This window comes from Mesorhizobium sp. M2A.F.Ca.ET.042.01.1.1 (assembly GCF_003997405.1).
GTDB lineage: Bacteria > Pseudomonadota > Alphaproteobacteria > Rhizobiales > Rhizobiaceae > Mesorhizobium.
Genome location: NZ_RZRX01000200.1, coordinates 1 through 12,336, shown reverse-complemented (window position 1 = coordinate 12,336; position 12,336 = coordinate 1). Strand labels below are relative to the sequence as shown.

Genomic DNA, 12,336 nt, shown 5'->3' with positions numbered 1-12,336 from the left:
GGACAGAGGAGGGCGCGAAGGATCGCGGCGCTTATTGTATTTGTCGCCCCTTCCAACCGCGGCGCTCCATCCATGACCCACACCTTTACCATAGCCATCGACGGCCCCGCCGGCGCCGGCAAGGGCACGCTCGCCCGCCGGCTCGCCGACCACTATCGCCTCAACCTGCTCGACACCGGCCTCACCTATCGCGCTGTCGCGCACAAGCTGCTCGAGCTTGGCCTGCCGCTCGACAATGTATCGGCGGCGGAAACCGCGGCGCGGCAGGTGGACCTCTCCAACCTCGACCGGACCGTGTTGTCGGCGCATGCGGTGGGCGAAGCGGCCTCCAAGGTCGCCGTCATCCCCACGGTGCGGCGCATCCTGGTCGAGAAGCAGCGCGCCTTCGCCAAGGCGCCGCCGGGCGCGGTGCTCGACGGCCGCGACATCGGCACGGTCGTATGCCCCGACGCCGACATCAAGCTCTATGTCACGGCGAGCGCCGAGGTGCGCGCCAGGCGCCGGCTGGCCGAGATCGAGAGCATGGGCGGCAGCGCCGATTTCGCCACCATCCTCGCGGACATCGAGCGCCGCGACGAGCGCGACATGGGCAGAGCCTCCTCGCCGTTGAAGCCGGCGGCGGACGCGCACTTGCTTGATACCAGCGAAATGGCTATAGAAGCCGCGTTTCTGGCGGCGATGGTGATCGTTGACGAGGTCCTTGCCAAGAGAAACAAGGCCTGATCGGGCTTTTTCGGTTGCCTTGAGCGGCGAAAATACCCATATCGGGCACGAACCAGCCTGCCAGCATTCTTCATGCGCCGGACTTGCCGCTTAGATGGCGGCCAAGGGCTCTTCAGCCCGGAACGCCGGCAGGCTCACGCAACGCTAACCCACGGCGCCCGCTCCGCGACAAAAGCGGAGCATTCCAGGAGAAACAATGTCAGTAGCTAATCCGTCTCGCGACGATTTCGCGAGCATGCTCGAAGAATCATTCACCGCCGGCCATTCCGGCGAGGGCCAGGTTGTCCGGGGCACGATCACCGCGATCGAAAAGGACATGGCCATCATCGATGTCGGCCTCAAGGTCGAAGGCCGCGTGCCGCTGAAGGAATTCGGCGCCAAGGGCAAGGACTCCTCCCTCAAGGTCGGCGACACCGTCGAAGTCTATGTCGAGCGCATCGAGAACGCGCTTGGCGAAGCCATGCTGTCGCGCGAGAAGGCTCGCCGCGAGGAGAGCTGGGTGCGTCTCGAGGAGAAGTTCACCAAGGGTGAGCGCGTCGAAGGCGTCATCTTCAACCAGGTCAAGGGCGGCTTCACCGTCGACCTCGACGGCGCCGTGGCGTTCCTGCCGCGCAGCCAAGTCGATATCCGCCCGATCCGCGACGTCACCCCGCTGATGCACAACCCGCAGCCCTTCGAAATCCTCAAGATGGATCGCCGCCGCGGCAATATCGTTGTGTCGCGCCGCACCGTGCTCGAGGAGAGCCGCGCCGAACAGCGTTCGGAAATTGTGCAGAACCTTGAGGAAGGCCAGGTGGTCGAAGGCGTGGTCAAGAACATCACCGACTACGGTGCGTTCGTCGACCTCGGCGGCATCGACGGCCTGCTGCACGTCACCGACATGGCATGGCGCCGCGTCAACCATCCGACCGAGATCCTCAACATCGGCCAGACGGTCAAGGTGCAGATCATCCGCATCAACCAGGAAACCCACCGCATCTCGCTCGGCATGAAGCAGCTCGAGTCGGATCCGTGGTCGGATATCGGCACCAAGTTCCCGATCGGCAAGAAGATCAAGGGCACTGTCACCAACATCACCGACTACGGCGCGTTCGTCGAGCTGGAGCCGGGCATCGAGGGCCTCATCCACGTTTCGGAAATGTCGTGGACGAAGAAGAACGTGCACCCCGGCAAGATCCTGTCGACGACCCAGGAAGTCGACGTGGTGGTGCTCGAGGTCGATCCGGCCAAGCGCCGCATCTCGCTCGGTCTCAAGCAGACGCTTGAGAACCCGTGGGAAGCCTTCGCGCGCAATCATCCGGTCGGCAGCCAGGTCGAGGGCGAGGTCAAGAACAAGACCGAGTTCGGCCTGTTCATCGGCCTGGAAGGCGACGTGGACGGCATGGTGCACCTGTCCGACCTCGACTGGACCCGTCCGGGCGAGCAGGTCATCGAAGAGTACAATCGCGGCGACATGGTCAAGGCGCAGGTGCTCGACGTCGACATCGAGAAGGAACGCATCTCGCTCGGCATCAAGCAGCTGGCCCGTGACACGGTCGGCGAAGCGGCCAATAGCGGCGAGCTGCGCAAGAACGCCGTCGTCACCTGCGAGGTCATCGGCGTGAAGGATGGCGGTCTGGACGTGCGGTTGGTCGACAGCGGCATCGAGACCTTCATCAAGCGCTCCGACCTTTCGCGCGACCGCGACGAGCAGCGCCCCGAGCGCTTCACCGTCGGCCAGAAGGTCGACGCCCGCGTCATCGCCTTCGACAAGAAGACCCGCAAGCTGCAGGTCTCGATCAAGGCGCTGGAAATCGCCGAGGAGAAGGAAGCGGTCGCCCAGTACGGCTCGACCGACTCCGGCGCGTCACTCGGCGACATCCTGGGCGCGGCGCTGAAGAAGCAGGGTAACTAAGCCCTTTCGCTTCGCGAATAAGAAAACCCCGCCGGAGCGATCCGGCGGGGTTTTCTTTTGTCGGGATCAGAGCAATTCCAGGAAAAGTGTCAGCGGTTTTCCGTCCGGAATTGCGTAAAAAAGAGATAGAGCTCAGGCCCTGCCATAGAGCGGGACCAGCGTGCCGCTCATGGCCTGGTTTGCGGGCGAGGCAAGGTAAGCGATCGCTTCCGCAGCTGCTTCAAGGCTGACCCATTTGGCGAAATCGGCGTCCGGCATGGCTTCGCGGTTGGCCTGCGTGTCGAGCGTCGAGGGGGCCACGGCATTGACCAGTATGCCCTTGTGCTTCAGCTCCTCGGCCATCGCCACCGTCATTGCCGCGACCGCGGCCTTGCTCGCCGTATAGGCAACCATGCCCGAACCTTTGCGCGGTTCCAGGCCGGCGCGCGCGGTAACGTTGACGATGCGGCCGGCCGTGTCGGACGCCAGCAGCGAGCGCACCGCGGCGCGGCTGCACAGGAAGGTCGTGCGGGCGTTGGTGTCCATCATTTCGGCGAAGGAGGCCGACTCGATCTTTTCGACCGGCGCCATGGTGAAGCCTCCGGCAAGATGGATCGAGGCCCAGAGCTCGGGCACCTGATGGTAGAAGGCCTCGACCTTGGCCGAATCCGACAGGTCGACATTGTGCGCCAGATGCACGCTGGCGTGGGCTGCGTAAGGAAAATGCGGCGGGGCCGCCGCGTGGGCATTGGGCACGTGGCAGATCGCGCCTTGCTCCAGCAATCTGCCGACAACCGCGCCGCCGAGCGCCCCAGTGCCGCCCGTGATCACGACATGCCTGCCGTTAAGCGTTTCCGTCATACTTTGAGCGCTCCTGTCATTTTTTTATGATTATATCTCGGGTTATGCCGCCCCAGACTGGAACGTCGCGCCTTTCGCGCTGTTACTCAATTGAAATATCGACATGGCTGGCGCAGCGTCTTTGCATGTGTGGGGGTCGTGGCCGGTGACGATAATTGCCGACCCGCCGGCACCGTCCGGGCGACGGCCGCACCAGCCTTTCAGTCGACGGTGATTTCGATGACGCGCGGCTTGCCGGCCGCCCGCGCGCGCTTCAGCGCCCCGGCCAGATCAACGGTTCCGGCCAACCGCTCGGCCGCGATGCCATAGGCCTCGGCGAGCTTGCAGAAATGCGGCGGCGCCGGCGAGACGCCGACCGGCTCGACGCCTACATCGAGCATCGAGGTCTCGATCTCGCGATAGCCGCGATTGTTCCAGACGACGAAGATCACCGGCGTGTCGGCGTCGAGCGCGGCGCCGATCTCCGGCAAGGTGAACTGGAAGCCGCCATCGCCGGTGAGGCACACTACAGGCGCTTGCGGAACGGCAAGTGCCGCGCCGATCGCCGCCGGCGGACCATAGCCCAGCGCGCCGAAGCCGGTCGCGGCGTTGAACCAGCCGCCGGGGCGGTCATGGTCGTAATAGAGGTTGGCGGCATAGATCGGCTGGGTCGAATCGCCGACGATGATGGCGCCCGGCAGCGCGTCGCGGATCGTCTCCACCGCGCGCAGCTGCGCCAGGTATTCGGGCTTCAGTTCGGCTCGCGCGGCATGGCGCGCCGCGGCGGCGCGAGCCTCGCCGTCCCTTGCCGCAACATGACCGGGCCCGATCGCCGACAGCAAAGCCTCGATCCCCTCGGCGCAATCGGCCTGGATGCCGATCGTCACCGGCCGGCGCGCGATCTGGTCGGCGCCGATATCGATGCGGATCAGGTTCCTGGGCAGCACGAAGCCGCCATCGCCATAGCCGTCGTAATCGGTCGGGCCGAACTCGGTGCCGAGGGCAATCACCAGATCGGCGTCGGCCATCAGGGCGCGCACCGTCTTGAGGCTGGGGCTCGCCGGCACGCAAAGCAGATGGCCATGCAGCAGGCCGCGCGCATTGGCGGTCTCGACGACAGGGGCGCCAAGCGTCTCGGCCAGGCGTTGCAACGCCGCGTCGGCCTGCTTGGCGCCGCCGCCAGCGAGGATCAGTGGACGGCGTGCCGCCTTGATCAACTTCGCCGCCTCGGCGATCGCCGCCGCGTCCGGCACCGGCGGCGCGGTATTGCTCAGCGCCGCCGCTATGCCGTCGGCGGGCTTGACCATGACGTCGGTGGGGATCTCGATATGCACCGGTCCCGGCCGCGCCGACGAAAACAGCGCGAAGGCGCGGGCGAGCGCGCCCGGCAGCTGCTCGGCCTCGGTCACACGCTCGGAAGACAGCGCGACCTTTTCCATCATGCCGCGCTGGTCGGGCAACTCATGCAGGTAGCCCAGACCCTTGCCCAGCGTATCGGTGGCGTTGACGCCGGAGATGACCAGCATCGGCACGGAATCGGCGCGTGCCTGGCCCATGGCGGTGATGGTGTTGGTCAGCCCCGGTCCGGTGATGACGAAGGCGACGCCCGGCCGGCCGCCGGCGCGCGCATAGCCGTCGGCCATGAAGCCGGCGCCCTGCTCGTGGCGCGGCGTGACATGACGGATCCTCGAACGCGCCAGGCCGCGATAGAGCTCGACCGTATGCACGCCCGGAATGCCGAAGACGGTGTCGACGCCATGCGCTTCGAGCAAGGTGATCAGCGCTTCGCCAACGGTGGTCATCAATTTCCTCCCTGTCTCTTCTTTCTTGCGCAATTCCGGACGGAAAACCGATTCTCACTTTTCCTGGAATTGCTTTTCCGGCGCGAGGCCGAGCTCGGCCTCTATGGCTTTGATGCCGATCGCCGCCAATTCGCCAGGCGAGAACATCTCGCCGGCCAGGCAGCCTTCGATCCAGAGCCCGTCGATGATGGCGTTGATGGCGATGGCATGGTGGCGCAGTTCGCTTGCGTCCGGCTTGCGCCGTTCGGCGGCGAGCACTTCGGCCACGACCGCTTCCACCTCGTTGCGAAAGCCGAGATAGCCCTCCCGGTGGGCTCGGGCGAGCGCCGGATCGGCCCCGGCGCGGCCGATGAAGGTCGCCCAGAGCGAGAACACCCGCTGGTCGATGATCGGCGCGTTGAGATTGGCGGTGACGAAGGCGGCAAGACGCCGGCGCGGCGAGGCGTCTTCCATGAGCAAGGCCGCTTTCGCCTGCTCGGTCATGCGGCCCATCAATGCCGCATAGGCTGCCCGCAGCAGATCTTCCTTGCCGGGGAAATAGTGGCGGATCAGCCCGGCGGTGACGCCGGCGCGCAAGGCGATGGTGCGCACAGTGGCGCCCTCAAGGCCATGTTCCGCCACGCTGTCCAAGGTCGCATCGATCAGGTCCTGCCGCCGCCGCTCCTCGCCCTCGCGGCGGAACTTGCGACGGGACGGCGCATTCATTGGCGCAGGATCGGCCGCGTCAGGCATGTCGGTCCGCCTTCGCAAGCGATGCAGAGCGCATCCGCCTCGAAGATTTCGACCGTGCAGCCGGCGGCTTCCATCGCGGCTTTGGTCTTGGGAAAGCCGGCAACGGCAATGACCTTCAACGGGCTGGTCGGCAGTACGTTCAGGCTGAGGCCGTTGGACGCGGCGAACTCCTGCGCATCGCCTTCGACCAGGCGGATGCCGCGCGCCTTCAGCATCTGGTAGAACGGGGCCGGCAGAAGCGGCGAATAGACCAGCGCGAGGTCGTCGGCCAGCGGGCTGATCACCGACATCAGATGCAGGCACGCCTCTTCGCCCTGCCACAGCGGCAGGTCGAAGCCGTAGACTGAAATGCCGAGCGGCGTCAGCAGGTTGGCGACCTGCTGGATGCCTTCCTGGTTGGTGCGCACGCCGCGTCCGATCGCCAGCGTGCGGGCATCCACCCATACACAGTCGCCACCCTCGACCTGGCCGGGCGCCTCGACGCGACCGAGGATCGGAATGCCCAGCCTTCTATAGGTTTCCTCATGCAGCGAAGGCTCTTTGGCACGCAACGGTTTGCCCATGGACAGGATCAGCGCGCCGCGATCGGTCATCAGCGACGGGTCATGCGTGAACACCGAATCCGCGAGACCGTCGGCCTTGTCCTCGATCCACTCGATCTCGGCACCCGAAGCCGCCACCAGTTCGGCAAGGACCGCGTGCTGCATTGCCGCTTTCGCCGGGTCGAAACCCGGGCCATAGTGCCAGGCGGCCCTGTCGGCGCTGCGCATGGCGTTGGCCGCCGAACGCATCAGCACGCGCCGCAACGGCGCCGCCATGGACTGTGATCCGAAAGCGCTCATCGATGCCCTTCTAAGATGAAAAAAAGCGAAAAAATTTCATGAAAGGCTATTTATACACTTGCACAACAACGCCGCAAGTGCCGTAATGAGCGGGATTGACGGGCTCGCGCTGTCGGGTCCATGCTGAGGTCTGGAGTGGGCAGTACAGCGTATGTTGATTAGCCGGATGGACGTTCGACGACCTGCCTTCGACCATAGAGAGGTCGCCCGGTGAGCGTGGCGGATGCCGCCCCAGTCCAATCCGGCAAGGCGCAAAGCGCCGCCGCCGAAGCCATCCATGTCGAGAATCTGCACAAGAAATTCGGCCAGCTGCATGTGCTGAAGGGCGTTTCGCTGTCGGCGCGCGACGGCGAGGTGGTCGCCATCATCGGCGGCTCCGGCTCCGGCAAATCGACGCTGTTGCGCTGCATCAACTGCCTGGAAAACCCGACCAGCGGCATCATCCGGGTCAATGGCGAGGAGATCAAGCTCAAGGCCGACAGCCACGGCCATACCGTTCCGGCCGACCGCCGCCAGATCGAGCGGATCCGCTCCCGGCTGGGCATGGTGTTCCAGAATTTCAACCTGTGGAGCCACATGACGCTGATCGAGAACGTCATCGAGGTTCCGGTGCATGTGCTCGGCGTCAAGCGCGATGAGGCGATCGCCCAGGCCGAGAAGCTGCTCGCCCGCGTCGGGCTGGCGGAGAAGCGCGATGTCTATCCGGCCTTCCTGTCCGGCGGCCAGCAGCAGCGCGCCGCGATCGCCCGGGCGCTGGCGATCAATCCGCGCGTCATGCTGTTCGACGAGCCGACGTCGGCGCTCGATCCGGAGCTGGTCGGCGAGGTGCTGAAAGTGATCGGCGACTTGGCGCGCGAGGGGCGCACCATGGTGCTCGTGACGCATGAAATGAAGTTTGCCCGCGAGGTCGCGACGCATGTCGTCTATCTCTACAACGGGCTGGTCGAGGAAGAGGGTCCGCCCGAACAGCTGTTCGGCGCGCCCAAATCCGAAAGGCTCAAACAATTCCTCCGCAATGTCGGCTAGGGCCGGCATCAAGCGGGGCGAAAACCGGGAACAACAACAAACTGGGAGTCCTGACATGAAGACTGTTCTCAAGACATTCGCGGCAGCGCTGCTTCTCGGCGTCGCGGCGATGGGCGGCGTGGCCAAGGCCGAGCAGGTCAAGATCGGCGTCGCCGCCGAGCCCTACCCGCCTTTCACCTCGCCCGACGCCAGCGGCAAATGGGTGGGCTGGGAGATCGATTTCGTCGACGCGGTCTGCGCCGAAGAGAAGCTCGACTGCGTCATCACGCCGGTTGCCTGGGACGGCATCATCCCGGCGCTGACCACCAAGAAGATCGACGCCATCGTCTCCTCGATGTCGATCACCGCCGAGCGCGAGAAGACGATCGACTTCTCGGACAAGTACTACAACACCCCGACCGCCATCATCGGGCCGAAGGACCAGAAGTTCGGCGCCACGCCGGACGATCTCAAGGGCAAGGTGATCGGCGTCCAGGTGTCGACGGTGCATGCGGTCTACGCCAAGAAGCACTTCACCGGCGCGCAGGAGATCAAGGAATACCAGACGCAGGACGAAGCCAACAACGATCTGGCCGCCGGCCGTATCGACGCGGTGCAGGCCGACTCGATCGCGCTCGGCGAATTCCTGAAATCCGACCAGGGCAAGGCCTGCTGCGACCTGAAGGGCATGGTGGCCCCGGACGACGAGGTGCTCGGACCAGGTGTCGGCGCCGGCATCCGCAAGGAAGACACCGCGCTCAAGGAAAAGTTCAACGCCGGCATCAAGGCGATCCGCGCCAACGGCAAATATGACGAGATCTCGAAGAAATACTTCGACTTCGACATCTATGGCGGCGCCACGCAGTCGAACTGAACCCTCTCGCAACTGAGTGAGGGCATGGCGTTCGCGCCATGCCCGATCCTTGCCACGCACGCTTGCCGCTGACCTTCGGCTTCAGTGGCTTGCCAGCAATCCGGGGGCGAAGCTGATCGACGCCTTTCTTCCGGCCTCGGCGGCCGGCATCATCGAACTCCTGTCACCGGTGGCGCCAGGCTGGGGCGGCACGCTGCTGGTCGGGCTGCTGCATTCGCTCGAGATCGCCATCGGCGCCACCTGTCTCGGCCTGCTGATCGGCACCGCCGGCGCCTTTGGCAAGCTCTATGGCGGGCCGGTGACGCGCGACCTTCTGGCCGTCTACACCACGGTTGTCCGCGCGGTGCCGGAACTGGTGCTAATCCTGCTGCTCTATTACGCCGGCACCGACCTCATCAACCAGGTGCTGGCGGCGATGGGCTACAGCCGTGTCGACATCAGCGGGCTCGCGGCCGGCATTTTCGTTCTGGGTTTCGTCCAGGGCGCCTATTCGACCGAAGTCATCCGCGGCGCCATCCTCGCCATCCCGCAAGGCCAGATCGAGGCCGCACGCGCCTACGGCATGTCGCCGGGCCTGATGCTCAGGCGCATAACCCTGCCGGCCATGCTGCCCTTCGCCATACCCGGCCTCGCCAATCTGTGGCTGATCGCCACCAAGGACACGGCGCTGCTTGCCGTGGTCGGCTTCTTCGAGCTGACGCTGGCGACGCGCCAGGCAGCCGGCGTCACCAAGGCCTATCTGCTCTTCTACGTCGCCGCCGGCGTGCTTTACCTGGCGGTGACACTCTTCTCCAACCTGATCATCGGCCGCGTCGAGGCCTGGTCGCGGCGCGGCATGCCCTCCGTCAAGGAGGCGCGCTGATGTCGGCCGAAGCCACCGCGATCAACATGGCGGCGCGCGCCTCGATCTGGCTCAAGCCGCATCGCATCGTGCTTATCCTGATCGCCTTGGCGCTGGTGCTCTGCGCGGCCCTCTTCATGCGCTGGGACTGGCTGCCGCAATATTGGGAAATGGGCCTGATGGGCATCTGGCGGGCGCTGTGGATTCTGGCCGTCACCTGTGCGCTGGGCTTTGCGCTTGCGGTGCCGCTCGGGCTCGCCCAGGCCGGCGGACCGATCTGGTTCTCGGCGCCGGCCAAGGTCTTCTGCACCATCATCCGGGGAACACCGCTGCTCCTGCAGCTCTGGCTGCTCTATTACGGCCTCGGCTCGATCTTCCCGCAATATCCGTGGATCCGCGAATCGTGGCTCTGGCCGTATCTCAGGCAGGCCTGGCCCTATGCCGTGGTGGCGCTGACCTTCTCCTTCGCCGGCTATGAGGGCGAGGTGATGCGCGGCGCCTTTGCCGGCGTGCCGCGCGGACAGCTGGAAGCCGCCCGCGCCTTCGGCATGAGCCGCTGGAAAATCTTCCGCCGCATCTGGCTGCCGCAGGCGTTCTACCGGGCGCTGCCGACCTTGACCGGCGAGACCGTGCTGCAGCTGAAGTCGACACCACTGGTGGCGACGATCAGCGTCATCGACATCTTCGCCGTCTCCTCCAAGGTGCGGCAGGACACCTACCTGACCTACGAGCCTTTGCTGCTTCTGGCGCTGATCTATATGACGATCACCGGCATCCTGGTCTTCGTGTTCAGCCGGATCGAGGCGAGGATTCCGGCGAAGATCGGGTAGCGAATAGAGAGTAGCGATTAGCGAGTAGTTCCTTTATCTCCCCTACTCGCTACCCGCTATTCCCTATTCGCTACTCGCTGCAGGGCAACTCTGATGCAACTCACCCTCGACCAGGCAACAGGCCTATGCCGGATGGCGGCGCTCGGCGCCGGCGCCAATGAGGAGGCGGCGCAGTCGCTGACCGCCTCGATCATCGCCGCGGAGGCAGAAGGCCTGTCGACGGTCGGGCTGTCGCATTTCATCGACTATCTGGAGGCGCTCGAGGCCGGCCGCATCGACGGCAATGCCGATCCGGTGATCACAAGGCCGGCGCTCGCCGTCTATCTTTCCGACGCGCGCGGCGGGCTTGCCCATACCGGCTTCGACCGCACGATCGACGACCTGGTCAAGGCGGCAAAGCTGTTCGGCGTGTCGATCTTCTCGCAGAAGAACGCCTATACATGCGGCGCGCTCGGCTATTTCACCGGGCGGCTGGCCGAGCAGGGACTGGTTTCCTTCGCCGCCACCAACGGGCCGGCCGTGCTGGCCGGCTCGGGCTCGGTCAAGCCGGTCTATTGCACCAACCCGATGTCCTTCGCCTCGCCCGCCGCCGACGGGCCGCCGCTGGTCATCGACCAGTCATCGAGCGCCACCGCCTTCGTCAACATCCGTAAGGCGGCCGAGGACGGCAAGAAGATCCCCGAAGGCTGGGCGCTGGATGCCAGCGGCAACCCGACCACCGACCCGGCGGCAGCGATGAAGGGCGCGATGCTTGCCTTCGGCGGCCAGCGCGGCGCCAACATCGCCTTGATGGTCGAGGTGCTGGCCGCCGGCATTTCCGGCGCCAACTGGTCGCTCGACGCGCCCTGGTTCACCGGCGGACCGGACAGCCCCGGCACCGGCCTTTTCGTTCTCGCAATAGAGCCCAAGCTGCTCGATCCGGATTTCGAGCAGCGCATGAAGGACCAGCTCGACCGGCTGCGGCGGCGTTATGGCGTGCATATTCCCGGACGCTCGCGCGCCGAAGCCGCGGAGAAGGCAAAGGCGCGTGGCATCACCACGTCCAGATCGGTCGTGCAGCGCATTTCGGAATTCGCCGAGCGTTACTCGGCCTGATTCCCGGCTGTTGAACCTTTTCCCGACCTGACGCGACACATTCGCGGCACCCCCATGCCGCGAGCCGCCTGTTTGGCTTCGTTCGGCTCGCGGTTGGCGGCGCCGCGCCGGGCGTTCAGGGCGGGGGCGGGCGTGCTTGCTTCACGCCACCTTGATACCGTCTCAGGTCAGGCCGCCTCGTTGGACCCTGTTTCGGCGCGGAACCGCCCGGAAAACCCCGCTTCGGCGGGGTTTTCTGTCTTCTTCAAACCTCCAGGAGGGGCGTTCCGGGCAAGTCCAAAAACAACGCAATGGCGACTTCCGGTCGCTCTTTGCCTTTGGCGAGAAACGGATTAAGAAACGGCTTCAGCCAAGCACGCGCGCGGAGCCAGTCATGACCGAAATCCTGCAGACCCCCAAGCTCGTCGTCGTCTTCGGCGGCTCGGGCTTCGTCGGTCGCCATGTCGTTCGCGCCCTTGCCAAGCGCGGCTACCGCATTCGTGTCGCCTGCCGGCGGCCCGACCTTGCCGGCCATGTGCAGCCGCTCGGCAATGTCGGCCAGATCCAGCCGGTGCAGGCCAATGTGCGCGTGCGCTGGTCGGTCGACCGCGCCGTGCAGGGCGCCGACCATGTCGTCAACCTCGTCGCCATCCTGCATGAGACCGGCCGCCAGAAGTTCGGCGCGGTGCACGATTTCGGCGCGCGCGCCGTCGCCGAGGCCGCACGCTCGGTCGGCGCCGGCCTCACCCACATCTCGGCGCTCGGAGCCGACCCGAATTCCCCGTCCAGCTATGCCCGCACCAAGGCGCTCGGCGAAAAGGCGGTGTTCGATACGATTGCGGACGCCGTCATCCTCCGCCCGTCGATCAATTTCGGGCCGGAGGACTCCTTCTTCAACCG

The 12,336-nt window shown here is 65.4% G+C and carries 12 protein-coding genes; 8 read left to right on the top strand and 4 right to left on the bottom strand.

Going from position 1 to position 12,336, the window contains the following annotated elements; all coding sequences use genetic code 11:
- Positions 1 to 72: 72 nt before the first annotated feature.
- Both cmk and rpsA read left to right on the top strand, forming a co-directional pair.
- A complete protein-coding gene (cmk, locus tag EOA23_RS25080; protein ID WP_127306122.1) occupies positions 73 to 723 on the top strand; it encodes a (d)CMP kinase in 651 nt (216 codons plus the stop codon).
- Positions 724 to 919: 196 nt separating this feature from the next.
- Positions 920 to 2,617: a 30S ribosomal protein S1 gene (gene rpsA / locus EOA23_RS25075; RefSeq protein ID WP_040988866.1), complete on the top strand. Its 1,698-nt coding sequence runs from the start codon at positions 920 to 922 to the stop codon at positions 2,615 to 2,617.
- A gap of 132 nt (positions 2,618 to 2,749) precedes the next feature.
- Here rpsA and EOA23_RS25070 read toward each other — a convergent pair whose 3' ends face one another.
- The 4 genes from EOA23_RS25070 to EOA23_RS25055 form a co-directional block, all read right to left on the bottom strand.
- Positions 2,750 to 3,457, bottom strand: coding sequence for an SDR family NAD(P)-dependent oxidoreductase (locus tag EOA23_RS25070; RefSeq protein ID WP_126079854.1), 708 nt, complete (start codon positions 3,455 to 3,457; stop codon positions 2,750 to 2,752).
- Positions 3,458 to 3,657: 200 nt separating this feature from the next.
- Entirely contained in the window at positions 3,658 to 5,238 is a 1,581-nt protein-coding gene (locus EOA23_RS25065) for a 5-guanidino-2-oxopentanoate decarboxylase (RefSeq protein WP_127306121.1), read from the bottom strand.
- A gap of 54 nt (positions 5,239 to 5,292) precedes the next feature.
- Positions 5,293 to 5,970, bottom strand: coding sequence for a TetR family transcriptional regulator C-terminal domain-containing protein (locus tag EOA23_RS25060; RefSeq protein WP_127306120.1), 678 nt, complete (start codon positions 5,968 to 5,970; stop codon positions 5,293 to 5,295).
- Entirely contained in the window at positions 5,940 to 6,812 is an 873-nt protein-coding gene (locus EOA23_RS25055; RefSeq protein WP_127306119.1) for a dimethylarginine dimethylaminohydrolase family protein, read from the bottom strand. Before EOA23_RS25055 ends, EOA23_RS25060 begins: the two co-directional genes overlap by 31 nt.
- Before the next feature lie 210 nt (positions 6,813 to 7,022).
- Between EOA23_RS25055 and EOA23_RS25050 the strand changes: the two genes are divergently transcribed.
- From EOA23_RS25050 to EOA23_RS25025, 6 genes are all read left to right on the top strand, one after another.
- Positions 7,023 to 7,838, top strand: coding sequence for an ABC transporter ATP-binding protein (locus EOA23_RS25050; protein WP_112128289.1), 816 nt, complete (start codon positions 7,023 to 7,025; stop codon positions 7,836 to 7,838).
- Between the two features lie 55 nt (positions 7,839 to 7,893).
- Complete coding sequence (locus tag EOA23_RS25045) at positions 7,894 to 8,691, top strand: transporter substrate-binding domain-containing protein (protein WP_042645165.1); 798 nt, start codon at positions 7,894 to 7,896, stop codon at positions 8,689 to 8,691.
- A 196-nt stretch (positions 8,692 to 8,887) separates the two neighbouring features.
- Complete coding sequence (locus EOA23_RS25040; RefSeq protein WP_189341701.1) at positions 8,888 to 9,553, top strand: ABC transporter permease; 666 nt, start codon at positions 8,888 to 8,890, stop codon at positions 9,551 to 9,553.
- Positions 9,553 to 10,362 carry an ABC transporter permease gene (locus EOA23_RS25035; protein WP_127306118.1) on the top strand — a complete coding sequence of 270 codons (810 nt, stop codon included), beginning with the start codon at positions 9,553 to 9,555 and terminating at the stop codon, positions 10,360 to 10,362. Before EOA23_RS25040 ends, EOA23_RS25035 begins: the two co-directional genes overlap by 1 nt.
- Before the next feature lie 93 nt (positions 10,363 to 10,455).
- Positions 10,456 to 11,457, top strand: a complete 1,002-nt coding sequence (locus EOA23_RS25030; protein WP_189341700.1) for an Ldh family oxidoreductase — start codon at positions 10,456 to 10,458, stop codon at positions 11,455 to 11,457.
- Positions 11,458 to 11,830: 373 nt separating this feature from the next.
- Positions 11,831 to 12,336 (top strand): complex I NDUFA9 subunit family protein (locus EOA23_RS25025; RefSeq protein WP_145966478.1); only part of this gene is annotated, 506 nt, incomplete at its 3' end.